29 protein-coding genes are annotated in these 21,857 nt (G+C 64.9%); 18 read left to right on the top strand and 11 right to left on the bottom strand.

Annotated elements, in window-relative coordinates:
* Positions 1-21: 21 nt before the first annotated feature.
* The 3 genes from PCJ21_RS07730 (at position 22) to PCJ21_RS07720 (ending at position 2,819) form a co-directional block, all read left to right on the top strand.
* A complete protein-coding gene (locus tag PCJ21_RS07730; RefSeq protein ID WP_269930815.1) occupies positions 22-639 on the top strand; it encodes a LysE family translocator in 618 nt (205 codons plus the stop codon).
* Positions 640-792: 153 nt separating this feature from the next.
* The gene (gene cysK, locus PCJ21_RS07725; RefSeq protein WP_269930814.1) at positions 793-1,773 is read left to right on the top strand and encodes a cysteine synthase A; all 981 of its coding nucleotides are present in this window, start codon (positions 793-795) and stop codon (positions 1,771-1,773) included.
* A gap of 425 nt (positions 1,774-2,198) precedes the next feature.
* Positions 2,199-2,819 carry a glutathione S-transferase family protein gene (locus PCJ21_RS07720; protein WP_269930813.1) on the top strand — a complete coding sequence of 207 codons (621 nt, stop codon included), beginning with the start codon at positions 2,199-2,201 and terminating at the stop codon, positions 2,817-2,819.
* A gap of 223 nt (positions 2,820-3,042) precedes the next feature.
* Here PCJ21_RS07720 and PCJ21_RS07715 read toward each other — a convergent pair whose 3' ends face one another.
* Together PCJ21_RS07715 and PCJ21_RS07710 are read right to left on the bottom strand one after the other, a co-directional pair.
* Positions 3,043-3,195: a hypothetical protein gene (locus PCJ21_RS07715; RefSeq protein ID WP_269930812.1), complete on the bottom strand. Its 153-nt coding sequence runs from the start codon at positions 3,193-3,195 to the stop codon at positions 3,043-3,045.
* Positions 3,196-3,484: 289 nt separating this feature from the next.
* On the bottom strand, positions 3,485-4,165 hold the full coding sequence (locus tag PCJ21_RS07710; RefSeq protein WP_269930811.1) for an ArsR/SmtB family transcription factor: 681 nt from the start codon (positions 4,163-4,165) through the stop codon (positions 3,485-3,487).
* An 83-nt stretch (positions 4,166-4,248) separates the two neighbouring features.
* On the opposite strand from PCJ21_RS07710, the gene PCJ21_RS07705 reads away from it, so the two are divergent.
* Genes PCJ21_RS07705 through PCJ21_RS07695 form a run of 3 tightly spaced genes read left to right on the top strand, consistent with a single transcriptional unit; the run spans position 4,249 to position 5,185 of the window.
* On the top strand, positions 4,249-4,452 hold the full coding sequence (locus tag PCJ21_RS07705; RefSeq protein ID WP_269930810.1) for a DUF1127 domain-containing protein: 204 nt from the start codon (positions 4,249-4,251) through the stop codon (positions 4,450-4,452).
* Positions 4,453-4,511: 59 nt separating this feature from the next.
* Positions 4,512-4,844, top strand: a complete 333-nt coding sequence (locus PCJ21_RS07700; RefSeq protein ID WP_269930809.1) for an NIPSNAP family protein — start codon at positions 4,512-4,514, stop codon at positions 4,842-4,844.
* Complete coding sequence (locus PCJ21_RS07695) at positions 4,841-5,185, top strand: antibiotic biosynthesis monooxygenase family protein (protein WP_269930808.1); 345 nt, start codon at positions 4,841-4,843, stop codon at positions 5,183-5,185. Before PCJ21_RS07700 ends, PCJ21_RS07695 begins: the two co-directional genes overlap by 4 nt.
* Before the next feature lie 174 nt (positions 5,186-5,359).
* Here the strand turns inward: PCJ21_RS07695 and mbfA are convergent, their stop codons facing one another.
* Positions 5,360-6,343 carry an iron exporter MbfA gene (mbfA, locus tag PCJ21_RS07690; RefSeq protein ID WP_269930807.1) on the bottom strand — a complete coding sequence of 328 codons (984 nt, stop codon included), beginning with the start codon at positions 6,341-6,343 and terminating at the stop codon, positions 5,360-5,362.
* A 170-nt stretch (positions 6,344-6,513) separates the two neighbouring features.
* Between mbfA and PCJ21_RS07685 the strand changes: the two genes are divergently transcribed.
* Positions 6,514-6,837 carry a hypothetical protein gene (locus tag PCJ21_RS07685; RefSeq protein ID WP_269930806.1) on the top strand — a complete coding sequence of 108 codons (324 nt, stop codon included), beginning with the start codon at positions 6,514-6,516 and terminating at the stop codon, positions 6,835-6,837.
* A 31-nt stretch (positions 6,838-6,868) separates the two neighbouring features.
* Here PCJ21_RS07685 and PCJ21_RS07680 read toward each other — a convergent pair whose 3' ends face one another.
* The 5 genes from PCJ21_RS07680 to PCJ21_RS07660 form a co-directional block, all read right to left on the bottom strand.
* Complete coding sequence (locus PCJ21_RS07680; RefSeq protein WP_269930805.1) at positions 6,869-7,648, bottom strand: DUF2066 domain-containing protein; 780 nt, start codon at positions 7,646-7,648, stop codon at positions 6,869-6,871.
* 107 nt (positions 7,649-7,755) lie between these two features.
* Entirely contained in the window at positions 7,756-8,901 is a 1,146-nt protein-coding gene (locus PCJ21_RS07675; protein ID WP_269930804.1) for an ABC transporter permease, read from the bottom strand.
* Positions 8,898-9,815: an ABC transporter ATP-binding protein gene (locus tag PCJ21_RS07670; protein WP_269930803.1), complete on the bottom strand. Its 918-nt coding sequence runs from the start codon at positions 9,813-9,815 to the stop codon at positions 8,898-8,900. Before PCJ21_RS07670 ends, PCJ21_RS07675 begins: the two co-directional genes overlap by 4 nt.
* Positions 9,816-9,908: 93 nt before the next feature.
* Complete coding sequence (locus tag PCJ21_RS07665; RefSeq protein ID WP_269930802.1) at positions 9,909-10,865, bottom strand: HlyD family secretion protein; 957 nt, start codon at positions 10,863-10,865, stop codon at positions 9,909-9,911.
* Entirely contained in the window at positions 10,862-11,551 is a 690-nt protein-coding gene (locus tag PCJ21_RS07660) for a CerR family C-terminal domain-containing protein (protein WP_269930801.1), read from the bottom strand. The genes PCJ21_RS07665 and PCJ21_RS07660 overlap by 4 nt, the downstream gene beginning before the upstream one ends.
* A 79-nt stretch (positions 11,552-11,630) precedes the next feature.
* On the opposite strand from PCJ21_RS07660, the gene PCJ21_RS07655 reads away from it, so the two are divergent.
* From PCJ21_RS07655 to PCJ21_RS07645, 3 genes are read left to right on the top strand one after another with little or no spacing between them, the layout of a single operon-like run.
* Positions 11,631-12,104: a CYTH domain-containing protein gene (locus PCJ21_RS07655; protein WP_269930800.1), complete on the top strand. Its 474-nt coding sequence runs from the start codon at positions 11,631-11,633 to the stop codon at positions 12,102-12,104.
* Positions 12,101-13,048, top strand: coding sequence for a CHAD domain-containing protein (locus PCJ21_RS07650; protein ID WP_269930799.1), 948 nt, complete (start codon positions 12,101-12,103; stop codon positions 13,046-13,048). The genes PCJ21_RS07655 and PCJ21_RS07650 overlap by 4 nt, the downstream gene beginning before the upstream one ends.
* A gap of 45 nt (positions 13,049-13,093) precedes the next feature.
* Positions 13,094-13,882 (top strand): YiiX/YebB-like N1pC/P60 family cysteine hydrolase, encoded by a 789-nt coding sequence (locus tag PCJ21_RS07645; RefSeq protein WP_269930798.1) that lies wholly within the window; start codon positions 13,094-13,096, stop codon positions 13,880-13,882.
* A gap of 134 nt (positions 13,883-14,016) precedes the next feature.
* Here PCJ21_RS07645 and PCJ21_RS07640 read toward each other — a convergent pair whose 3' ends face one another.
* Both PCJ21_RS07640 and hrcA read right to left on the bottom strand, forming a co-directional pair.
* Complete coding sequence (locus PCJ21_RS07640) at positions 14,017-14,214, bottom strand: hypothetical protein (RefSeq protein ID WP_269930797.1); 198 nt, start codon at positions 14,212-14,214, stop codon at positions 14,017-14,019.
* A gap of 22 nt (positions 14,215-14,236) precedes the next feature.
* Positions 14,237-15,307: a heat-inducible transcriptional repressor HrcA gene (gene hrcA / locus PCJ21_RS07635; protein ID WP_269930796.1), complete on the bottom strand. Its 1,071-nt coding sequence runs from the start codon at positions 15,305-15,307 to the stop codon at positions 14,237-14,239.
* 147 nt (positions 15,308-15,454) lie between these two features.
* Between hrcA and rph the strand changes: the two genes are divergently transcribed.
* The 8 genes from rph (at position 15,455) to PCJ21_RS07595 (ending at position 21,500) form a co-directional block, all read left to right on the top strand.
* A complete protein-coding gene (gene rph, locus PCJ21_RS07630) occupies positions 15,455-16,171 on the top strand; it encodes a ribonuclease PH (RefSeq protein ID WP_269930795.1) in 717 nt (238 codons plus the stop codon).
* A gap of 56 nt (positions 16,172-16,227) precedes the next feature.
* Entirely contained in the window at positions 16,228-16,656 is a 429-nt protein-coding gene (locus PCJ21_RS07625; RefSeq protein ID WP_269930794.1) for a VOC family protein, read from the top strand.
* On the top strand, positions 16,656-17,303 hold the full coding sequence (rdgB, locus tag PCJ21_RS07620; protein WP_269930793.1) for an RdgB/HAM1 family non-canonical purine NTP pyrophosphatase: 648 nt from the start codon (positions 16,656-16,658) through the stop codon (positions 17,301-17,303). The genes PCJ21_RS07625 and rdgB overlap by 1 nt, the downstream gene beginning before the upstream one ends.
* 218 nt (positions 17,304-17,521) lie before the next feature.
* Positions 17,522-18,679 (top strand): radical SAM family heme chaperone HemW, encoded by a 1,158-nt coding sequence (gene hemW, locus PCJ21_RS07615; protein WP_269930792.1) that lies wholly within the window; start codon positions 17,522-17,524, stop codon positions 18,677-18,679.
* Between the two features lie 540 nt (positions 18,680-19,219).
* Complete coding sequence (locus PCJ21_RS07610; RefSeq protein WP_269930791.1) at positions 19,220-19,657, top strand: EamA family transporter; 438 nt, start codon at positions 19,220-19,222, stop codon at positions 19,655-19,657.
* A 215-nt stretch (positions 19,658-19,872) separates the two neighbouring features.
* On the top strand, positions 19,873-20,772 hold the full coding sequence (rsmI, locus tag PCJ21_RS07605) for a 16S rRNA (cytidine(1402)-2'-O)-methyltransferase (RefSeq protein ID WP_269930790.1): 900 nt from the start codon (positions 19,873-19,875) through the stop codon (positions 20,770-20,772).
* Complete coding sequence (locus PCJ21_RS07600; RefSeq protein ID WP_269930789.1) at positions 20,765-21,136, top strand: YraN family protein; 372 nt, start codon at positions 20,765-20,767, stop codon at positions 21,134-21,136. Before rsmI ends, PCJ21_RS07600 begins: the two co-directional genes overlap by 8 nt.
* 133 nt (positions 21,137-21,269) lie before the next feature.
* A complete protein-coding gene (locus tag PCJ21_RS07595) occupies positions 21,270-21,500 on the top strand; it encodes a DUF3297 family protein (RefSeq protein ID WP_269930788.1) in 231 nt (76 codons plus the stop codon).
* 64 nt (positions 21,501-21,564) lie between these two features.
* Here PCJ21_RS07595 and PCJ21_RS07590 read toward each other — a convergent pair whose 3' ends face one another.
* A complete protein-coding gene (locus tag PCJ21_RS07590) occupies positions 21,565-21,849 on the bottom strand; it encodes an acylphosphatase (protein ID WP_269930787.1) in 285 nt (94 codons plus the stop codon).
* Positions 21,850-21,857 lie beyond the last annotated feature (8 nt).

The following is a 21,857-nucleotide window of genomic DNA, read 5'->3' as shown; positions in this document are numbered from 1 at the left end:
CCGACCGCCAGGCCCTTTCCGATGACGCTTACAGGATTTCTCGCCTACAGCGGCGCACTCGCCATTGCCGCCGCCATCCCCGGACCGGGCGTGACCGCGCTCGTGGCCCGCGCGCTGGGTTCCGGCTTTCGCTCGTCGCTGGCGATGTCGCTCGGGCTGGTGGTCGGCGACCTGACCTATCTCACCGCCGTGGTTCTGGGGCTTGCCGTGGTCGCGCAGACCTTCGGCATGGTGTTCCTGGCGATCAAATGGGTCGGCGTCGCCTATCTCGGCTATCTGGCGTGGAATTTCTGGACGAGCGGCATCACGCCCGAGACCGTCGAGGCGAAGAAGGGCAAGGGCGGCCTGCTGTCGAGCTTCCTCGCCGGACTGACGGTGACGCTCGGCAACCCCAAGACGATGATCTTCTATTTGGCGATCACCCCGACCGTCGTCGACCTGCGCACCATCACACTGGCCGACTACGGCATCCTGGTGGCGATCACCATCGCCGTGCTGCTGGTGGTGCTGGTGCCGTATCTGGTGCTCGCCTCGAAGGCGCGCTGGTTCCTCAAGACGCCGCGGGCGCTGAAGCTGCTCAACCGTACGGCGGCGGCCTTCATGGTCGGGGCCGCGGCGGCCATCGCCTTCCGCCAATAGGGACGCTTCGGGAATTTTCTTCCCGCGTATCGCCTTTCGCTGGAACACTATTCCGCGCCTTGCGTCTAATCAGCATGGCGGCCACTCGGAATTTGCGTTGCGACACCCTATCTTCGTCGCACATATCTCAGGCATATCTCGGGAGCGATACCTATGAACAAGCCCGTCACCTCCACGCGGACACCCGGCCGCGGACGCATCTACAACTCGATCGCCGAAACCATCGGCGACACCCCGCTGGTGCGCCTCGACAAGTTCGCCAAGGAAAAGGGCGTGGCAGCGAACCTCTTGGCCAAGCTCGAGTTCTTCAACCCGATCGCCAGCGTCAAGGACCGCATCGGCGTGGCGATGATCGAGGCGCTCGAGGCCGACGGCCGGATCGTTCCCGGCAAGAGCACGCTGGTTGAGCCGACCTCGGGCAACACCGGCATCGCGCTGGCCTTCGCCGCTGCAGCCAAGGGCTACAAGCTGATCCTGACCATGCCCGAGACGATGTCGATCGAGCGCCGCAAGATGCTGGCGCTGCTCGGCGCAGAGTTGGTGCTGACGGAAGGCGCCAAGGGCATGAAAGGTGCCATCGCCAAGGCCGAGGAACTGATGCAGTCCATCCCCTACGCTGTCATTCCGCAACAGTTCGAGAACCCGGCCAACCCGGAAATCCACCGCCAGACCACGGCCGAGGAGATCTGGAACGACACCCAGGGATCGATCGACATCCTGGTCGCCGGCATCGGCACGGGCGGCACGATCACCGGCGTCGGCCAGGTGATCAAGGCGCGCAAGCCGTCGCTGCACGTGGTGGCGGTCGAGCCGGAAGGCTCGCCGGTTCTCTCGGGCGGCCAGCCGGGACCACACAAGATCCAGGGCATCGGCGCGGGCTTCGCGCCGAAGGTGCTCGACACCACCATCTATGACGAGATCGTCAAGGTCTCCAACGAGGACGCGATCGCCAACGCCCGGCTCGTCGCGCGGCTGGAAGGCGTGCCGGTCGGCATTTCCTCGGGCGCGGCGCTTCAGGCGGCGGTGATCGTCGGTTCGCGGCCGGAAAACGCCGGCAAGAACATCGTCGTCATCATCCCGTCTTTCGCCGAGCGCTATCTTTCGACGGTGCTGTTCGAGGGATTGGGCGGCTAACTATCTGGTGCCAAGCGCCGTCATGGTTCGACAGGCTCACCATGAGGGCTGCAGCGGCGTCTTCGTTCGTCGCATCACCGAAAAAGCCAATCACCTGTCCGCAAGCCCTGCCCGCGTCCGCTCCAGAAAGGAGCGGACGGCGCCATAGCTGCCTCGTCGACATGAATGAGGCATGTACTGCACGGTCGTCTCCTGTGCTTGACGGGCCGCGTCGTCGCTGGCCGAACGGAAGTCGCGCAACAGGAGGCAATTTCGACAGGGATTTTTTTCTTGCAGTATCTGCCGCCGGGTCAGGGCGACGCAGCTCCTGGACCGATGAAATTGCATCCTGGCAGGAGATTGGCCCGACTTGATAAGCCGGCTCGACGCATGTCAAATCGAAGCCGCTGGAGGGAGACCGGCAGCCAAGTGCCTGGGGGATGAAAATGTACAAGCTTTACACGCGCGCCGGCAGCGGCGGCTTCGTTGTCGAGGCCGCACTGGAGATGGCGGGCGCGCCGTTCGAACGGGTCAACGTCATCAAGGGCATCAATCCCGACGAGCAATTCGGCAAGATCAGCCCGCTGGGCCAGGTGCCGGCGCTGGTGCTGCCGGAGGGCCAATCGATGACCGAATCCGCTGCCATGTGCCAGTTGATCGCCGAACGGTTTCCGAATGCCAAACTGGCGCCGCCGCCCGGGGCCGCGGGCCGCGCCGACTTCCTGCGCTGGATGACGTTCCTGACGTCGGTGATGTACCCGGTGATCCTGCGCATCTACTACGCGCCGCGATACAGCGCCGATCCCAATGGCGCGGACGGCGTCAAGACCGCAGCGATTGCCGAAGCCGATCGTGGCTTTGGCGTTGTCGAAGCGGCGCTTGAAGGCCGTCAGTGGCTGGCCGGCGAACGCATGTCGATCGTCGACGTCTATCTGCTGATGCTCGCCTACTGGCATCCCGAGCCGGGCAAGGCGGCAGCCGCGTGGCCAAACATCCAGCGCGTGTGCAAGATGCTGCGCGACGTCCCCGTCATCAAGGATCTGAACATCCGCCACGAACTGTGGTGAAAAACGATAGCGATGCGGCAACGCGTCCGAAAATCAAAGTCGACTTTCGAGGCAAGCGGTCGGATGTGTTGGGGGCGTGCTGTCGCCGGGCTCGCGCCGCGGCAGGCGTCGGAGCCTTAGAGGCGGGTAGAGATCGCCCGGCGTTCGCCGCGCAAGGTCGTGCTGCGATGGTCGTTCATCGGCCGCGCGAGGCGGCTTTCATGACGCGAGCTAACGGTCATGATCAGTGAAACGTCACGCGGCTGTGCAGCGAGTGTTCGCGACGCGCGCAGGCCGGGCCGGGACCGCGCATGTAGTGGCGCTCGGGGCGATAGGTTGGCGCGATGAATTCGCGCAGCACCACGGCGGCGTGAGTGAGTTGGTTCCAGATAGCCATTGTTCTTATCCCTGTCCCTTCGGAAGCCCGTTCCGAATGTGGAAGCGATCATAGCCGGCGGTTGTGAATCTTCGGTGAACGCGACGTTAATCTTCGTGTGAAAATGCGCCCGATCTTGGCTGAAATGCGTTCTTTTCTGGGCATTTAGGCCTATTCGGGCGGCATTGGTTAAGATGTGTCTTTTGCGCCACGGATGTATCCGTAGATCGCCGCGTAGCTATCCACAGGTTTCAGAGCGTCGTTACATCGCAACAGCCGGTTCTGGTCGCCTCGTCGTGGGATTTCGCAGTCAGGCGAGGAACAGTCTTTCGAATGCCTTGCGGCCGGGCGGCGTAAATTCGACGACCCGGCTCCCTGCCGGTCGCCGCGCCCATTTTTCGGCGAGGATCTTCTCGAGGATGGCGGTGCCGAGCGATCCGGCAAGGTGCGAACGCCGCACGCTCCAGTCGAGGCAGGCCCTGCACATCGGGCGCCGCGACAAGCCGAGTTTCGAGGTGTCGATGCCGACGGAGGCGAAGAAACCGGCACCGACGGGCCCGAGCCTCACCGTCACGTCATCGCGCAGGATGATTTCCTCGGCGACGAAGCGGTCGAACATCGCGACCGCATGATCGCCCGCCAGGTGGTCGTAGCAGACACGGGCTTCGCGCATCGACTTGTCGCGCGGACCGGGCCGGGCGCGCTGGGGACCCGCATTGGCAGCGACGCCGCTGATCGCCTCGATCATGGTCGCGACCTCGGTGCCTGACAGCGCGTAGTAGCGGTGCCGGCCCTGGCTCGCCACGGTCAGCAGCTTGCCGTCCATCAGCTTGGCGAGATGGGAGCTTGCCGTCGGCAGGCTGACGCCGGCTTCGAGCGCCAGTTCGCTGGCCGTCAAGGCGCCGCCATTCATCAGGGCGGTCAGCATGTTGGCACGCGCCGGGTCGCCAACCAGGGCGGCGACGCGGGCGATGTCTGGACCTTCCTTCATGGCTGACTTACCTCCATAGTTTGATGCTAGTCGAAGCGTCATCGCCAGGCAATGCGTATTCTCCGGCCAGAAAGGAGATCGCAATGACGACGAAGACCCAACTCGCCGCACAGCCGCAACATCAAGCAGATCGAGCGTTTCGCCTGATCCTGCGGTTCCTCGCCCGAGGCTACGACCGCCACCTGCAGCGGCTCGACCTGTCTGAACTCGACGACCATGCGCTGAACGACATCGGCCTCAGCCGCCGCGACGTCGAACGCGAAATCGCCAAACCCTTCTGGCGCTAGCACGGCGACCACGCCGAATGCTTCGACGCCGGTCGAACCTTGTCCACATGGAGATCCCAATGACCATCACCTGCTTCATCCGCTATCAGATCGACCCGTTCGGCAAGGCGGCCTTCGAGGAGTATGCCCGCAACTGGGGCCAGGCGATCCCGCGCTGCGGCGCCGACCTGATCGGCTATTTCGCCCCGCACGAAGGCTCGGCGACGACGGCCTACGGTGTCTACACCGTCGAGAGCCTGGCGGCCTACGAAACCTACCGGGCGCGGCTGGCGGCCGATCCGGCCGGCCGCGAGAACTACGAATTCGCCAAGCGCAAAAGTTTCATCCTGAAGGAGGACCGGGTGTTCCTGAAGCTGGCGTCGGAGCCGCACGCCAGGCTGGTGACGCCATGATCGCGGTCATCTTCGAGGTCGAGCCAGCGGAGGGCCGGCGCGACGCCTATCTCGGCATCGCCGCCGAGCTCAGGCCGCTACTGCAGGGCATCGACGGTTTCCTGTCGATTGAACGGTTCCAGAGCCTGACGGACGCCGGACGGCTGTTGTCGCTGTCGTTCTGGCGCGACGAGACGGCGGTGAGCGCGTGGCGGAACACGGAAGAGCACCGCCAGGCGCAGGCAGCCGGTCGCAGCGGGGTGTTTGCCGGGTACCGGCTGCGCATTGCGCATGTGGTGCGGGACTACGGGCTGGACGAACGGGCGGAGGCGCCTTGGGATGGCCGGGAGGCGCATGGATGACGGAACCGTTTGCGCTGCCCCTTATCCCTGCCGGACCTTCTCCCCGTAACAACGGGAGAAGGAGGCTGGCCGCAGCGCTCACGCCGATGAAGCCGACCGCGACGGCGACGTCTCCCTCTCCCCGTTCTTCACGGGGAGAGGGTAAGGGTGAGGGGCAACGCAGACACCTCAGCCTCAGGCATTGCCGATCAGGACGCCTGCCCCGAACACAAGCGCGCCGCCGAGCACCACCTGGAACACGGCACGCAGGAACGGCGTCTCCATGAAGCGGTTCTGGATGTAGGCGATGGCCCACAGCTCGAAGAACACTACGACGGCGGCAACTGCCGTCGCGGTCCAGAAATGCGGAATGAGATAGGGCAAGGCATGACCCAGGCCGCCGAGCGACGTCATGACGCCGGTGGTGATGCCACGCTTGATCGGCGAGCCGCGTCCCGACAGCTTGCCATCGTCGGAGGCGACCTCGGTGAAGCCCATCGAAATGCCGGCGCCGATCGACGCCGCGAGACCGACCAGGAAGGTCTGGAAGGTATCCTGGGTGGCAAAGGCGGCCGCGAAGACGGGCGCAAGCGTCGACACCGAGCCGTCCATCAATCCGGCAAGCCCGGGCTGGACATAGGTCAGGATGAACTGCCGGCGCTCGGTGTCGGCCTCGCTCGTCTTGACCTCGCCGGTGACGTGCTTTTCCTCGAGATGCTGGGCGGTGAGCTCGTGGTTCTGCTCGGCAGCGGCCAATTCGTCCAGAAGCTTGCGGGTCGAGGCGTCCGTCGTGTGCCTGGCGGCTTCGACGTAGAAACGATAGGCCTGCTGTTCCATAAGTTCGGCCTGCGAGCGCACCTTGTCGATACCGAGCGGGCGCACCAGCCAGTCGGGCTTGCGCTCGTAGTAGCCCTTGACGTGCTCGCGGCGGATCAGCGGAATGCGTTCGCCGAAACGCTTGCGGTGCTGTTCGATCAGCTGATCTCGGTGACCGTCTTCCTCCTCGGCCATGGCTTCGAACAGCTTGGCCGATTGGGGGTATTCGTCGCGCAAGCCATCGGCGTAGGCGCGGTAGATGCGGCCGTCGTCTTCTTCGGAGGAAATCGCAAGCGCCAGGATTTCCTGCTCGGTCAAGGAATCAAAGGCACGGCGGCCGAAGCCGAAGACGCGAGACAACATGGGAAACACCCTCAGATTAGAATGATTCTAAATTATGATGCAGCAGGCCCATGGTCAATGCGGCCGCGCCGAAGACATTTTTCCCGCTGCGCCGAAAATCAAGTCAGCACTTCTTGTTATAGGGAAAAGTTTGGCTATATAGCCTAATCTCACATGAGAGAGGTTTTCCGATGCCGGCCAAGCAGCAAGCCGAACGTTTCGACCCCAAGCCCGTGCTCGAGCTGATCGCCAGCATCGAGGCCGACCTTGCCCGCCTCAAGGGCATGCTCGAACCGCAGCCGGAGAAATTCGACCCCGCCAACCCGCACAACAAGACCTGCGACGGCAAGCTGACGCCCGACGGCGTCGAGTGCTGCTACCGCATGTTCGACGACGGCAAGTCGCGCTACTCGGTGGCGCAGTCGATGAAGATATCATTCGCGGCCGCCACCCACCGCTTCAACGCATGGCGAAAAGCCGGCGGCGAGAAGCGGGTGCGTTCGCTGTTGGGGTGATTGCGGGTAGTGCCGTTCGCGCCGCGAGACCCTACGGCGCCCCATTCCCCGACAGCAGCTGTGCGGCGCCCGACAGCGCATTGCGAAAGGCGTCGTCGAAGCCGACGCCTTTTGTCCCCCAGCGCTCGTCCCGCCCGCTCAGATGCCATTCGGCAGTCCAACCTGGCGGATGGTCACTCCAGACGATGCGCCCAGCGAGAACGACATCGCCGCCGGCGGCATCGGCGAGACCGTCAAGAACCCGCTCATCGGAAAACATCTTTGGCGAGGCACCACGCCGCTCGAACTCGGCCTGGGCCGGCAAGATGAGCGTCAGCGCCAGCCGATCGGCCGAAGCCATGAGCGAGGCGCGCATATCCTTGTCACGCGCTCCCGAGCTGTCGGAGGCAAGCAGGCCGTCACGGCCCTTCATATCGTGGATGCCAATGACCGCGACGATGCGCGGACGGTTAGGCCAAGGCGCTCTGCCTGCCTCGCGAAGGAATGCATCAAGCTTCGTCGTGTCGAAGACACAGGTCAGGTCGTGCGGCCGGTCGTAACTGCCCTGCTCGTCATGGATCGGCGTGCCGCTCATGCGGTCGCGGAACTGGTAGCTGGCGATCAGCTCGCCCGCCCGTCTGGCCTCTTGCTCGACCCGTGACGTGCTGGCCAGCCGCTGATCGCCCGTCACCCTGACGACGACATCGCGCAGGCAATTGGCAAAGCCGATGTCGCGCCGCTCGGGCGCCGTGCCGCTGGTGATGGTCATCGTCGTATAGAGGTCTGAAGCGGCAGCAACGCCAGCAAAGGTCAAAGCAAACGGGATTGCCACCAGCCAAAATACTGCTGCCCCGCGTAGCATATACCACCTCTCCGTTGGCAGCTTCCAATCTAGCAGAGCACCCCCCGCGGGAAAAAGCCCTTGGACGCGGGCTCGCCTCAGTCGAGCGTGCGGCGGAAGCGGAACAGCGCAAGCGCGGCGAAGAACAGCACGAACAGGCCGAGAATGCCGATTTCCGAGGCAATGGCAGGAAATTCGGCGCCCTTGAGCATGACGGCGCGGATGATGCGCAGGAAATGCGTCAGCGGCAGGATTTCGCCCAGCGCCTGGGCCCAGCCGGGCATGCCGCGATAGGGGAACATGAACCCCGACAAAAGGATCGACGGCAGGAAGAAAAAGAAGGTCAGCTGCATCGCCTGCATCTGGGTGCGGGCGATGGTCGATATCGTGTAGCCGAGCAGCACCAGCGCCAGCACGAACACCAGGATGGCCGACAACAGCAGCGGCAACGAGCCGATGAAGGGAATGGCAAACAGCAGTTTGGAGGCGACTAGCACAACCGTCACCTGGACCGCGCCGACAACCAGATAGGGCAGCACCTTGCCGAGCATGATCTCGGCCGGGCTCGCCGGCATGGCGAGCAGGTTTTCCATCGTGCCGCGCTCGGTCTCACGCGTCAGCGCCATCGACGTCATCATCACCATGGTCATCTGCAAGATGACGCCGAGCAGGCCGGGCACGATGTTGTATTGCGAGATGCCCTCGGGATTGTAGCGGCGATGGACAACGACCTGGAGTTGCTCCCTGGCCGTTTCGGCGGCAGCGGCCTCCATGCCCTGGGCGCGCAGCAGCGCCTGGTTGGCGACGGTGCCGAGAGTCGAGACCGCGCCACTCGACGCGGAGGGATCGGTGGCGTCGGCCTCGATCAGGATTTGGGGTTCGTTGCCGCTGGCGACACGGCGCCCGAAATCGGCGGGAATGGTGACGACGAAGGCGACCGCACCGCTGGCCATCAGCTGTTCGGCCTCCTCCGCGGTCGAGGCGACATGGTCGAAGCGATAGTAATCGGTATTCTGCAGGGCAGCGACGATGGCGCGGGTGTATTGGTCGTTGTTCATCGCCAGCAGGGCCGCCGGCAGGCTCTTGGGGTCGCTGTTGATGGCGAAGCCGAACAGCACGAGTTGCATCAGCGGCACGCCGAGCATCATGGCGAAGGTGATGCGGTCGCGCCGCATCTGGATGAACTCCTTGGTCAGCAGCGCGCCGAGCCGGGCAAGCGAGAAGAAGCCGTTGGAACTTTTCATGACATGTTGTCCCTGGAACCGGCCATGAACTGGATGAACACATCCTCCAGGCTGGTCTCGCCCGGTTCGACGACGATGCCTTCGCGGCCACCGATGTCGGCAAGGGCTGCTTCAAGCTTCGATCGGTCCGAGCCCACGACATGTAGCGTGGCGCCAAACGGCGCGACCTGGTCGACGCCGGGCCGACCCTGGAGCGCGTTCGCCACCAGATCGAGTCGAGGACCGGAGACGACGAATGTGGTGAGGCCGGCGTTGCGGACGACATCCTCGACCGTGCCGGTCGCCAGCATCTTGCCGTAGGAGATGTAGCTGATGCGATGGCAGCGCTCGGCCTCGTCCATGTAGTGGGTCGAGACGAGCACGGTCAGGCCGCCCCGGGCGAGATGATGGATCTCGTCCCAGAATTCCCGCCGCGCCTTGGGATCGACGCCGGCGGTAGGCTCGTCGAGCAGCAACAGCTTCGGCTTGTGCATGATGCAGGCGGCGAGTGCCAGGCGCTGCTTCCAGCCACCCGACAAGGTGCCGGCAAGCTGGTTGCGCCGGCTGGCCAGGCCCAGCTCCTCAAGCGTCCGGGCGACATGGTCCTCTACCGGGCGCAGCTGATAGAGACGGGCGACGAATTCGAGGTTTTCGCCGATGGTCAGGTCCTCGTAGAACGAGAACTTCTGCGTCATGTAGCCGACTTCGCGCTTGATCTTGAGGCTGTCGGTGCGCAGGTCGTAGCCCAGCACCTGGCCCTCGCCCTCGTCGGGCGTGAGCAGCCCGCACATGATGCGGATCGTGGTGGTCTTGCCCGATCCGTTCGGCCCGAGAAAACCAACGATCTCGCCCTCCGCGACCGTCATCGAAACATGGTCGACGACGGTCTTGTCTCCGAAACGCTTGACGAGGTTCTTGACTTCGATGGCGTTCATGTTGCGCTGTCTCCGGCAGCGGGCGAAGGGGAAACAGCGAATAGTGAGCAGGGAACGAACGTGCTCATGACGTGCCTCTGCATTCGCTGCTCCTTATTCGCCATCGCTCTTGTCCAACGCCACATCGACGATCTGCCCCGGCTGCAGGACCGAATTGGCGTCCTCGGGCCGCGCCTCGACGAGGTAGACGAGCTTCTGGCGGTTCTCGAGCGAGTAGATGACCGGCGGGGTGAACTCCGGATCGGGCGAAATGTAGCTGACCCTGGCCGTCAGGCCTTCGGGGCAGCCGTCGCAGCGCACCGCCAGCCGAGTGCCGACCTGGATCGAGGAAAACGCCGTCTCGGGGATGAAGAGGGTGAGCTTGGCGGCGCCATCAGGCAATAGCGAGACGACAGGCGCCGAGGGGCTCGCCGTCTCCCCGGCATTGCGGATGACATCGGTGACACGGCCGCCGGCTGGGGCCGTAAGCACCCGCTTGGACAGCCGCCATTGCGCCTGCTCAAGCGCCGATCGCGACTGCTCGACCTGCTTTTGCGCTGCCTTGATGGTTTCCTCGCGCGCCGGAAGGCCGGCGACCTCGAGATTGGCCTGGGCAAGGCCAATGGCGGCTTCCGAGACTTCGACCTGGGTCTTGGCCTCATCCATCTGGGCCTGGGTGGCGATGCCGCGCTTGAACAGATCCTGCGTGCGCACCAGAACCCGGCTGGCCTCTCCTGCCTGCGCCTTGGTCGAACGCACGCTCGCCTCCAGCGCAGCGATCTCTTCCGGGCGCTTGCCGACCTTGAGGTCGGCGAGTTGCGCCTCGGCCTGGGCAAGGGCGGCTTCGGCCTGGCTGACGGCGATGCGGGCGTCACCGCTTTCCAGCGTCACGATGGCCTTGCCCGCCTCGACGCGGTCGCCGCGACGGACAGCGATGTTTTCGACCTGCGCCACTTCGATTGGAGCGAGTTGGACATAGTCGCCTTCGACGTAGCCGACGGCGAGCGGCGCGGGTGCTGCGCAGGCCGAATAAAGCGATGCTGCAAAGGGTATGGAACAAAGGATGCTCATGGCTTTCCTGCTTTCCGGGCGGCGATGATGGCCGCGACGTTTTCCTTGGCGATCGAGATGATCTTGGCTGCCTCCGCCGGTCCGACATCGGACCAATCCATGCGCCGCAAGACGGCCGCGCGGGCGATCCTGAAATAGACGACCTGGCCGATCATCATGAACACGCTGATGCGGGTACGCTCGCTCTCCGCCGGCTCGCCTGTCGCGGTTGACCAGAGATTGCACAGGCGGCGATGCACGGGCTCGAAGACCCCGGAATAGATGCGATCGAGCGCATCGGTCGGCGTCGACAGTTCGCGCAGCACGAACTGGACGATCTCTCCCGCCTCGGGACGCGCGACCATGAAGCCGACCATGCGCTCGACAGCGGCATCGATCTGGGCCTCGGCCTCCTGGGGTGTCAGTGACTGCGGGGTGGCAAGCGCCGTATTGCCGAATGCCTGGGCGGCAATCGCCTCTATCGTCTCGACGACATAGTCGGCGGCGGCAAGGCGCAGGCCTTCCTTGCCGCCGAAATGGTAGGCGATGGAGCCGATGTTGGCACTGGCGGCGGCGGCGATCTCACGCGTCGACGTGCCGTCGAAACCCTGGCGACCGAACAGATGCAGCGCGGCCAGAACCAACGCCCTGCGGGTTGCCTCGGGTGCTGTGGCCGATTGCTGGGGCGTGCCTTTTTCTCTGCTCATGCGATTACTTTAATCAATCGATTGATTAACGTCAAGATCGATGTTGCGCCGCACGCATGGCCGCGCTTTACTGCCCGCCATGGCGAAGGAAATTGAACGCAAGTTCCTGGTGAGCGGGCAGGAATGGCGAGGCCTTGTCGAAGACAAGATCCGCATCCGCCAGTTCTATCTCGCATCCAACACCGGCCGCTCGGTGCGCCTGCGCATCTGCGACGGGGCGCGGGCGACGCTGACGCTGAAATTCGGCTCGCGCGGCCGCGAGCGCGACGAATTCGAGTATGACGTGCCGCTGGCCGACGCGCTGGAGATGCTGGATTTCGCCGTCGGCCGTGTCATCGAGAAGACACGCCACCATGTTAGCCATGGTGGGCGCCTGTATGAGGTCGATGTCTTTGGCGGGGAGCTGAGCGGGTTGGTAATCGCTGAACTTGAGACGCCTGAGGACGTTCCGGCTGCCGAGTTGCCGGCATGGCTCGGCCGGGAAGTGACCGGCGATGCGCGCTACTACAATGCGGCGCTCGCACTCAGCGACATACCCGAGGCGGTGGCATGAGCTTTTCCATCGATCCCCGCCTGCCGCTGACAGCCGAAGTCCAGCGGATTGGCGGCGAGGAGATCGAAAAGGTCGTCGCCTTTCTCGACAGTGCGCGCGACAGCCCGGAAAAGGGGCTGCACAACGCGCGCAAGCGCATCAAGGCGCTGAGGTCGCTGCTGCGTCTGGTGCGCCCCGGCGACGAGGCGTTCTGCCGGGCCGAGAACGACCGCTTCCGCGAAATGTCGAAATCGATCGCCGGCCCACGCCAGGCAACGGCACTCATCGAGACCATCGACAGGCTGATCGCCGATTTCCCCGAGGACGCCGACAATGCAGGCCTCGCGGGCATCCGCGCGATGCTGGCGCGTCACCGCGCCAGCATTGCCTATGGCGAGGCCGGGCTTGGCGCAACGCTGGACGCTGCCGTCACCGAATGCCGCGCGGCGGTCGATGCCCTCGACACACTGTCCCTGCCCGACAACCCCGACGACGCGGCCGACATCCTGGCCGAGGGCGCGCTGACGACGCTGCGCCGGGCGCGAAAAGGACTGGAGCTGTCGCGCGAACGCGGCGGGGCCGAGGATTTCCATGAATTGCGCAAGGCGGTGAAAACGCATGCCGCACACCTGTCCTTGCTGCGCAAGCTGTGGCCGGCTCCGGTCAGGCCGAGGCGCGAGCGGGCCGACCTGCTTGGCGAGAGTCTGGGCGAATTGCACGATGTGTTAGTGATGCGCGCGCTGATCGAAATGCGCGAAACGCCTTTCGACGGGGCCGAACCGAAACATCTCGTCCGGTTGCTGAAACGCTCGGAGAAGGCGCTGCGCAAGCTGTGCATAGCGGGGGCCGAAGAATTGTTCGAAGACAAGTCCAAACGCGGCGCAAGGAAGCTTGCGCGTACATTCCGAAACGACCGTGCAGAGGACCGCGCCACGCCGGACCCGGAGACCACAGGCGAACAGTAGGGCATCTGGCTTATCCCAACAGCGTCATGCTACTTCCTTTTCGTCATGACGCAGAAGACCGACACCTTGCTCGACCGCATTGGCCGATGGCTCGCCGCCCGGCTGCAGGTAGAATCCTCAGGCTACGAGCCCTACACGCCGTCAGATCCGGAAACGCTGCGCCGCACGCTCGAGCCCGGCGACATCGTGCTGATCGAAGGCAACCAGCGCATTTCGGCAGTCATCAAGTACCTGACGCAGTCGACCTGGTCGCATTCGGCACTCTATATCGGCGACGCATTGCCCGAGCCTGCCGATGGTTCGGAGCGGCCCAGGCTGATCGAGGTCAATCTCGGCGAGGGCTGCGTGGCGGTTCCGCTGTCGAAGTACCGCACCTACAACACCCGCATCTGCCGCGCCAACGGCCTGTCGCCCGAGGACCGCGACCATGTCGTCAAGTTCATGATCGCCAGGCTCGGCCTGAAATACGACCTCAAGAACATCCTCGACATGCTGCGCTATTTCTTACCGACACCGCCGGTGCCGGTGCGCTGGCGCCGTCGCATGCTCGCCTTCGGTTCGGGCGATCCGACCCGCGCCATCTGCTCGACGATGATCGCCGAAGCCTATGGCGAGATCCGCTATCCGATCCTGCCGGAGATCACCCGTGCGCCCGGCCGCGCTTCGGCACAGTCGAACTACATGCGGCGCGAGATCATGCACATCCGCCATCACTCACTCTACACGCCGCGCGACTTCGACCTGTCGCCCTATTTCCGTATCGTCAAGCCGACGTTGGAATACGGCTTCGACTACCGGCAGATCAGTTGGAGCGAAGAGAAGACCAAAATGTAATACTTTGAGCATCATTTGATCGCATGAAAGCGATGGCTGGCCAGGAAATCGTCGCGACCGTGAAGGACGGCAAACTCTGGATCGCTGCCGCGGGCAGCTAAGCTCGGCAGCTGCAAAGCACCGGCGCAGAATTGTCAGGCGTCGGGTTCGGAGAAATCCGTGTCGAGGCGCTTTTCGAGATCGACGAGATCCTTGGGCAGCGGCAGCCCCTGCGCGCGCAGCTCAGCCAGCTTTTCGCGGATCTGCTCCTGCAGCTCGTGTGCGTCCTCGGGTTGATTGACCATCTCCTGAAACAGGACGGCAATCTGGGCCTTGATCTGTTCGAGCGCCATCTGGGCCTCCCGGGGCTGTATCCTACCGCAGCATGCGCGAAATCAGCTGCGCCGTATAGTCGACCATTGGCACGATGCGGGCATAGTTGAGCCGGGTCGGGCCGATGACGCCGAGCGCACCGACGACGCGGGCATCCTTGTCGCGATAGGGCGCGACGACCAGCGACGAGCCGGACAGCGAAAACAGCCGGTTTTCCGAGCCGATGAAGATGCGCACGCCCGAACCTTCCTCGGCGAGGTCAAGCAACTGGATCAGCCCGTCCTGGGTTTCCATGTCCTCGAAGAGATGCTTGAGCAGTTCGATGTCGGCCTGGGCGGTGACGTTTTCGAGCAGATTGGCGCGGCCGCGGACGATCAGGCGCGCCGGCAGGCCGCTGTCGGCGCCGGCCCAGACGGCGAGGCCCTTTTCGACCAGCTGCTGCGACAGCGTGTCGAGGGCTGCCTTGGTCTCGTCCTTGATGCGGGCAATCTCAAGCCTGGCCTCGGCCAGCGTGCGGCCGCGGATATGGGCGTTGAGGAAATTCGACGCCTCGTGCAACTGGGAAACGGTGACGCCGAGTGGCAGCTCGACGACGCGGTTTTCGACATCGCCGTTCTGCGAGACGAGCACGGCGAGCGCCTTGGTGGGTTCGAGCTGGATGAACTCGATGTGCTTGAGGGCGACCTCGTTCTTGGTGGCGAGCACGAGGCCGGCGCCGCGCGACATGCCCGACAGCATCTGGCTGGCTTCCGTCAGCATGTGCTCGAGCGTGGCGCCCTCGCCCGACGCCTTGACCTGGGCCTCGATTATGCGACGCTCCTCGTCGGAGAGGTCGCCGAATTCCATGAAGGCGTCGACGAAGAACCTGAGCCCCTTCTGCGTCGGCAGGCGGCCGGCGGAAATGTGCGGCGCATAGACGAGGCCGAGATGCTCGAGATCGCTCATGACGTTGCGCACTGTCGCCGGCGACAGCGACGAGGGCAGCATGCGCGACAGGTTGCGCGAGCCGACCGGCTCGCCGTCGCGCAGATAGGAATCGACGATGCGCCGGAAGATGTCGCGCGAGCGCATGTCGAGGGACTGCAGGCTAGGGTCGGTAACCGCTCTGGTCATCTGGTTCGTGGTCTCCGCAAGAGATGATATAGACAGCACGGAGCCGAACACAACCGCTTGGGCTCGCTTGCCGGTTTTCCTTTGCGCTCCACCCGGCATGGGGCTACAAGCCGCCAACGTTTACGATTTTCCCTGGAAAGAACCTGAATGCGCCCCTCCAAACGCCAATTCGACGAAATGCGCGCCATTTCCTTCGAGCGCAATGTCTCCAAGCACGCCGAAGGCTCGTGCCTCGTCAAGTTCGGCGACACCCATGTGCTGTGCACCGCGAGCCTGGAAGAAAAAGTGCCGGGCTGGATGCGCAATTCCGGCAAGGGCTGGGTGACGGCGGAGTACGGCATGCTGCCGCGCTCGACCGGCGAGCGCATGCGCCGCGAGGCGTCCTCCGGCAAGCAGGGCGGACGCACGCTGGAGATCCAGCGCCTGATCGGCCGCTCGCTTCGTGCCGTTGTCGACATGGGCGCTCTCGGCGAGCGCCAGATCACCGTCGACTGCGACGTGATCCAGGCCGACGGCGGCACACGCACTGCCTCGATCACGGGCGCCTGGGTCGCGCTGTACGACTGCCTGCGCTGGATGGAAGCGCGCCAGATGGTCAAGCTCGACAAGGTTCTGAAGGACCATGTCGCCGCCATTTCCTGCGGCATCCACGACGGCCAGCCGGTGCTCGACCTCGACTATCTGGAAGATTCGGCCGCCGGCACCGACGCCAACTTCGTCATGACCGGCAAGGGCGGCATCGTCGAGATCCAGGGCACGGCCGAGGGCACCCCGTTCTCCGAGGAAGAATTCCTGCAGCTGATGGGCCTCGCCCGCAAGGGTATTACGCGGCTGGTCGACCTGCAGCAGATGGCGGTCGCGTAAGCAGTCGAGGCGATGACGTCGCGCTTGGACAAGCTCAGGACCACGGGGGGTATTCGATGACCCCCTCGGCCATCCTCGAATCCGCACTCTACGTCACCGACCTCGATGCTGCGGAAAAGTTCTACGGCGAGGTGATGGGGCTGGAGCGGATCGCCAAGGTGCCGGGGCGACATGTGTTCTTTCGCTGCGGCCGGGGTGTGCTGTTGCTGTTTTACGCCGAGTCAACGCGGCAGCCGCCGAAGCCTGACGCGAGATTGCCGGTGCCGCCGCACGGCACGACCGGCCAGGGGCATCTCTGCTTTGCCGGAACGGCGGAAGAGATAGAGGGCTGGAAGACGCGGCTCGAAGACGCAGGCATCGCCATCGAAGCCGATTTCGAGTGGCCCTCCCCCGACAAGGACACGAGGGGCGGCCGCTCCATCTATTTCCGCGATCCCAGTGGCAATTCGCTCGAGATCGCCGAGCCGAAAATATGGGGTATCTGATGCGTGAACTCGCCGACAAGAAGATCGTCATCGCCAGTCACAATGCCGGCAAGCTGCGCGAATTCGCCGACCTGATGGCGCCGTTCGGCTTCGAGGCGAAGTCGGCCAAGGAATACGGCCTGCCCGAGCCCGACGAGACCGGCACGACCTTCGAGCAGAACGCCTACATCAAGGCGCTGGCCGCAGCGCGGGCGACCGAATTGCCGGCACTGTCAGACGATTCCGGCCTGGTAGTCGACGCGCTCGACGGCGCGCCCGGCGTCTATACCGCCAACTGGGCCGAGAAACCCGACGGCACGCGCGACTTCGCCATGGCGATGCAGCGCACCGAAGACGCCATGCAGGAGCGCGGCGCGGCCAGCCCGGACCAGCGCAGCGGCCGCTTCGTCGCCGTCATCTGCCTCGCCTGGCCCGATGGCCATGCCGAATATTTTCGCGGCGAGGCCGAGGGCACGCTGGTATGGCCACCGCGCGGCGAAAAGGGTTTTGGCTACGACCCGGTGTTCCTGCCGGAGGGCTTCGACAAGACCTTTGGCGAGATGAGTGCCGAGGAAAAGCACGGCTGGAAGCCCGGCCAGGCCGACGCGCTGTCGCACCGTGCCCGCGCCTTCCAGAAATTCGCCCGCGCCAAGCTCGGTTCGGCCTGATCGATGGCTGCTGGACTCGATGCATTGCTTTGCGATGCACCCCCACCCCTAACCCCTCCCCACAAGGGGGAGGGGAATCCTGGCGCGACTATCGCCATCGGGCTGCATGTCGACCTGCCATTCGAAAGCCGGCGGAAGCCTGGTTCCCCTCCCCCTTGTGGGGAGGGGTTAGGGGTGGGGGTATTGCCGCCGCACCATAGCCAGTCGAGGTTCACCCAATGATCTTCGACCGCTCGCCCGGCTTCGGCGTCTATGTGCATTGGCCGTTCTGCGCGGCCAAATGCCCCTATTGCGACTTCAACAGCCATGTCCGCCACCAGCCGGTGGACCAGGAGCGCTTTGCCCGCGCCTTCGCGACGGAACTGGCGACGATGCGTGCCCGCACCGGGCCGCGCGAGGTGACGAGCGTGTTCCTCGGCGGCGGCACGCCGTCGCTGATGAAGCCGGAGACGGTGGGCGCCGTGCTTGAGGCGATCGCCGCGAACTGGACGATCTCCGACAACGCGGAAATCACGCTCGAGGCGAACCCCTCGTCGGTGGAAGCCGAGCGCTTCCGCGGCTATCGTGCGGCCGGCGTCAATCGCGTATCGCTGGGGGTGCAGGCGCTGAACGACCGGGATCTGCGCTTCCTCGGGCGGCTGCACAATGTCGAGGAGGCGCTGCATGCCATCGGCCTGGCGCGCGAGATTTTTCCACGCCTGTCCTTCGATCTGATCTACGCTCGCCCCGGCCAGAAGCCGGAGGATTGGGCGGCGGAGCTGAAGCAGGCGATCGGCTATGCCGTCGACCATCTGTCGCTGTACCAGTTGACCATCGAGGAAGGCACGCGCTTCTTCCAGCTCTACAATGCCGGCAAGTTCGAGATTCCCGACGGCGAGCATGCCGCCGAACTCTATGCGATCACGCAAGAGGTGACGGCGGCGCACGGCCTGCCGGCCTACGAGATTTCCAACCACGCCAGGCCGGGCGCGGAGAGCCGGCACAACCTGACCTACTGGCGTTACGGCGAATATGTCGGCGTCGGCCCCGGCGCGCATGGCCGCTTCCTGGAGGACGGCACGCGCATCGTCACCATCGCCGAGAAGCTGCCGGAACGCTGGGCCGAACTGGTCGAGGAGCGCGGCCACGGCGTTGTGGGCGGCGAGACGCTGAATCGCTCCGAGGAAGCAGACGAATTCCTGCTGATGGGCCTCAGGCTTGTCGAGGGCATCGACCTCGCCCGCTACGAGCAACTTTCCGGCAAGTCGCTGTCTTCGGCGCGGCTGTCGATCCTGCAGGGCGAAGGACTGGTGGCGCCGATCGGCAATTCGCGCCTGCGTGCCACGCCCGAGGGCATGATCGTGCTCGACGCGGTTGTGGCGGATCTGGCGCGGTAGCGGCCGGTCTTTGCGTTCGACCTCGGCAGCGGGGCATGGCGCGCAACGCCCGTAGCTGTCGTTACACCTCCCGCTGTAGGCGACCGCATCGTTGGCCGTGGCACCTAGCAACCGTGGTGGCATTTGACCGTGGCGGCAGCTGCAACTTCACGGCATGGATCCCCGGGTCTCCGCATTCGCTGCGCTCCTGCTCCGCCCGAGGATGACGAGCTTGGGTGGGCGTCACCGCCAATCGCCAGCGGTGGCGCCGACATTTCCGCTGATTTAAGCGATTTCCCTGTTGCGGCGTTCGCGATTGGCGGCAGGCTCCCTCCCCTCGTCATCCTCGGGCGGAGCACAAGCGCAGCGAATGCGGAGACCCGGGGATCCATGCCGTAACGGGGCCGGCCGGTCTCGAAGTTTCAGGATACTCTCGTTCGGCCCGAGGCAGACACGCACCAGCATCACGCAAAGCGCCCGACCAGAGCCCCGCGTGGTATAGAACGCACCCGTGGGCAAGCAACGATCCAGCAGCCAAGAGATCAGAACAACGGAGCCAACATGAACACCGCATTCGCATCCTGGCAGTTCTGGGCCGTGCTTTCGGCCGTCTTTGCGGCGCTGACGGCGATCTTCGCCAAGGTCGGAATCGAGAACGTCAACTCGGATTTCGCCACGCTGATCCGGACGGTGGTGATCCTGCTCGTGCTGGCCGCCATCGTGACCGCCACCGGTCAGGCGCAGGCGCTGGGCTCGATCTCGGGCAAGACCTATACGTTCCTGATCCTGTCGGGACTGGCGACCGGCGCGTCGTGGTTGTGCTACTTCCGGGCGCTGAAGCTGGGAAATGCGGCGCAGGTGGCGCCCATCGACAAGCTAAGCGTCGTTCTTGTCGCGGTGTTTGGCGTCATTTTCCTTGGCGAGCGACTTGGCGCGGCGAACTGGCTCGGCGTCGCGCTGATCGCGGCGGGCGCGGTGCTGGTCGCCTACAAGGCGTGAGGGCGGAGCTGCCTTGGTGGCGGCGTCGAGGCGGGAGATGAAGGCGTCGAAGCGATGAGGCATGGCCAATGCTTTGCCGTTGGTCGCGAATCCCTGTGGTTCTGATCCGCGGTCGCGAATTCTGCCCCGCACTGTGGCAAAGCCAAGGCGAAAACGATCACATGTTTTGCATGCCGGAGCGGGTCGTGCCAAACAGGCGCTGAAAGAGAGGCGGCGTGCAGAACAACGACAACAAGCGGGTTTATGTGATCGGCCAGACCGAGGTTGCGGCGCGGCCGCTCGATCCGGCGCTGTATCTGGTGGCGACGCCGATCGGCAATCTCGGCGACATCACGCTGCGCGCGCTGGAGACGCTGGCCGGTGCCGATCACGTCGCGTGCGAGGACACGCGCGTCACCCGCGTGCTGCTCGACCGCTACGGCATCCGCCAGCGGCCGACCGCCTATCACGAGCACAATGCGAGCGAGGCCGGACCACGGCTGATCGAGGCGCTGGAGAACGGGCGCTCCGTGGCGCTGGTGTCGGACGCCGGCACGCCTTTGGTTTCCGATCCCGGCTTCCGCCTCGTCGGACAGGCGCAGGAGCGCGGCATCCGCGTGGTGCCGATCCCCGGCGCCTCGGCGGTGCTGGCGGCCCTGACTGCGTCCGGGCTGCCGTCGGACGCTTTCTTCTTTGCCGGTTTCCTGCCCGTCAAGGACGGGCAAAAGCGGACGCGGCTGGGCGAGCTGAAGGCCGTGCCCGGCACACTGATCCTGTTCGAATCGCCGCGTCGGCTGGCGGACACGCTCGAATGCATGGCGGACGTGCTGGGCGACCGGCGCGCGGCGATCGGGCGCGAGCTGACCAAGGCCTTCGAGGAAATCCGTACCGGCACGCTGGCAGAGCTCGCCGCCCACTATGCCGAGGCCGACACGCCGAAGGGCGAGATCGTCATCTGCGTCGCCCCGCCGGAGGCAAGGGCCGAGACGGCCGATGACATCGACAAGCTGCTGGTGTCGCTGGCCATGGAGATGCCGGCTTCGAAGGCAGCCGCCGAGGCGGCGCGCATGACCGGCCAGCAGAAGCCGGCGCTCTACCGCCGCCTGCTGGAACTCAAGGAAGGGTCCGGTGACTGACCGGCTTGCCCGGCAGAAGGCACATGGCCGCGGCCACCGCGGCGAATGGCTGGCCGCGCTTGCGCTGATGCTCAAGGGCTATCGCATCGTTGCCCGCCGCTACAAGACCAAGCTCGGCGAGATCGACCTCATCGCCCGGCGCGGCGACCTCGTGCTGATCGTCGAGGTCAAGGCGCGCAGGACGCTGATCGAGGCGATGGAGGCGGTGGCCTACGGGTCGGAACGACGAATAGAGCGCGCAGCCGACCTGTGGCTATCGCGGCAGCCTGATTACGGCAGGCTTTCGGTGCGGTTCGACATGGTGGCGGTGCTGCCGCGGCGCTGGCCGGTGCATGTCGAGAACGCATTCCAGGGACGGAACTGAGCGGGGTACGGCGCAGCGTGCGACGCGTTGGGCCTTTACGCCTGCGGCCAATGCCCTTAACAGGCCACGCAAAGCCCGCGACGCGGGCCATCGAGGTTCGCGCCCGAGGGCGCCCGATTTACTGGAGATGGCAATGTCCCTGCCCGACCGCCTGAGCAACGACCCGCGCAGCCCGTTTTTCAACGCCGAAGCGCTGCAGGCCGGCGTCGGCATCCTGTTCAACGGCAAGGAGCGCCAGGACGTCAGCGAATATTGCGTCAGCGAAGGCTGGATCCGCGTGCCGGCCGGCAAGTCGAAGGACCGCTTCGGCGAGCCGATCACCATCAAGCTCAAGGGCACCGTCGAGCCGTTCCCGAAGCCCTGACCGGACAGGCCCGGCGCGGCAAACTGCGTCCGGCGTTTGCAGCTGCAAGCCATGCGGCGCTCATTCAGCCGGTGATGTCGAAACCGGCGGGCAGGCTTTCCATGCTCGCCGGGTCAGTCGCCACGCCGAACACCACTGCCCCGCGCGGCCCCTGCCAGAACAGCTTGAGCATTGCGGCGACCGCGTCCTCGCCACCAGCGACGAGCGCCGTGACCGAACCGTCACGTTCGTTTCGGACCCAGCCGCTCAGGCCAAGCCTGTCGGCCTCGCGCTTGGTCCAGACACGAAAGCTGACGCCCTGGACGTGGCCGGTGATGCGGACGCGAAAGACACGGGACGGAGCTGGCATTCGAGCCT

The sequence above is a fragment of the Aminobacter sp. HY435 genome (assembly GCF_027568395.1).
In the GTDB taxonomy this organism is placed as follows: Bacteria; Pseudomonadota; Alphaproteobacteria; order Rhizobiales; family Rhizobiaceae; genus Aminobacter.
The sequence above is the reverse complement of the archived record's forward strand: the minus strand, read 5'-3'. Positions and strand labels throughout refer to the sequence as shown.

What these genes read in the sequence shown, in the direction of transcription:
- PCJ21_RS07675 (WP_269930804.1), bottom strand. Translation starts at nt 8,901, where the DNA reads ATGAAAAGTTCCAACGGCTTCTTCTCGCTTGCCCGGCTCGGCGCGCTG.
- hrcA (WP_269930796.1), bottom strand. Translation starts at nt 15,307, where the DNA reads ATGACCAGAGCGGTTACCGACCCTAGCCTGCAGTCCCTCGACATGCGC.
- PCJ21_RS07650 (WP_269930799.1), top strand. Translation starts at nt 12,101, where the DNA reads ATGAGCTTTTCCATCGATCCCCGCCTGCCGCTGACAGCCGAAGTCCAG.
- PCJ21_RS07625 (WP_269930794.1), top strand. Translation starts at nt 16,228, where the DNA reads ATGACCCCCTCGGCCATCCTCGAATCCGCACTCTACGTCACCGACCTC.
- PCJ21_RS07590 (WP_269930787.1), bottom strand. Translation starts at nt 21,849, where the DNA reads ATGCCAGCTCCGTCCCGTGTCTTTCGCGTCCGCATCACCGGCCACGTC.
- PCJ21_RS07730 (WP_269930815.1), top strand. Translation starts at nt 22, where the DNA reads ATGACGCTTACAGGATTTCTCGCCTACAGCGGCGCACTCGCCATTGCC.
- PCJ21_RS07700 (WP_269930809.1), top strand. Translation starts at nt 4,512, where the DNA reads ATGACCATCACCTGCTTCATCCGCTATCAGATCGACCCGTTCGGCAAG.
- mbfA (WP_269930807.1), bottom strand. Translation starts at nt 6,343, where the DNA reads ATGTTGTCTCGCGTCTTCGGCTTCGGCCGCCGTGCCTTTGATTCCTTG.
- PCJ21_RS07695 (WP_269930808.1), top strand. Translation starts at nt 4,841, where the DNA reads ATGATCGCGGTCATCTTCGAGGTCGAGCCAGCGGAGGGCCGGCGCGAC.
- PCJ21_RS07715 (WP_269930812.1), bottom strand. Translation starts at nt 3,195, where the DNA reads ATGGCTATCTGGAACCAACTCACTCACGCCGCCGTGGTGCTGCGCGAA.
- cysK (WP_269930814.1), top strand. Translation starts at nt 793, where the DNA reads ATGAACAAGCCCGTCACCTCCACGCGGACACCCGGCCGCGGACGCATC.
- PCJ21_RS07685 (WP_269930806.1), top strand. Translation starts at nt 6,514, where the DNA reads ATGCCGGCCAAGCAGCAAGCCGAACGTTTCGACCCCAAGCCCGTGCTC.
- rph (WP_269930795.1), top strand. Translation starts at nt 15,455, where the DNA reads ATGCGCCCCTCCAAACGCCAATTCGACGAAATGCGCGCCATTTCCTTC.
- PCJ21_RS07595 (WP_269930788.1), top strand. Translation starts at nt 21,270, where the DNA reads ATGTCCCTGCCCGACCGCCTGAGCAACGACCCGCGCAGCCCGTTTTTC.
- PCJ21_RS07640 (WP_269930797.1), bottom strand. Translation starts at nt 14,214, where the DNA reads ATGGCGCTCGAACAGATCAAGGCCCAGATTGCCGTCCTGTTTCAGGAG.
- PCJ21_RS07655 (WP_269930800.1), top strand. Translation starts at nt 11,631, where the DNA reads ATGGCGAAGGAAATTGAACGCAAGTTCCTGGTGAGCGGGCAGGAATGG.
- PCJ21_RS07665 (WP_269930802.1), bottom strand. Translation starts at nt 10,865, where the DNA reads ATGAGCATCCTTTGTTCCATACCCTTTGCAGCATCGCTTTATTCGGCC.
- PCJ21_RS07670 (WP_269930803.1), bottom strand. Translation starts at nt 9,815, where the DNA reads ATGAACGCCATCGAAGTCAAGAACCTCGTCAAGCGTTTCGGAGACAAG.
- PCJ21_RS07660 (WP_269930801.1), bottom strand. Translation starts at nt 11,551, where the DNA reads ATGAGCAGAGAAAAAGGCACGCCCCAGCAATCGGCCACAGCACCCGAG.
- PCJ21_RS07720 (WP_269930813.1), top strand. Translation starts at nt 2,199, where the DNA reads ATGTACAAGCTTTACACGCGCGCCGGCAGCGGCGGCTTCGTTGTCGAG.
- PCJ21_RS07710 (WP_269930811.1), bottom strand. Translation starts at nt 4,165, where the DNA reads ATGAAGGAAGGTCCAGACATCGCCCGCGTCGCCGCCCTGGTTGGCGAC.
- PCJ21_RS07610 (WP_269930791.1), top strand. Translation starts at nt 19,220, where the DNA reads ATGAACACCGCATTCGCATCCTGGCAGTTCTGGGCCGTGCTTTCGGCC.
- hemW (WP_269930792.1), top strand. Translation starts at nt 17,522, where the DNA reads ATGATCTTCGACCGCTCGCCCGGCTTCGGCGTCTATGTGCATTGGCCG.
- rdgB (WP_269930793.1), top strand. Translation starts at nt 16,656, where the DNA reads ATGCGTGAACTCGCCGACAAGAAGATCGTCATCGCCAGTCACAATGCC.
- PCJ21_RS07705 (WP_269930810.1), top strand. Translation starts at nt 4,249, where the DNA reads ATGACGACGAAGACCCAACTCGCCGCACAGCCGCAACATCAAGCAGAT.
- PCJ21_RS07645 (WP_269930798.1), top strand. Translation starts at nt 13,094, where the DNA reads ATGACGCAGAAGACCGACACCTTGCTCGACCGCATTGGCCGATGGCTC.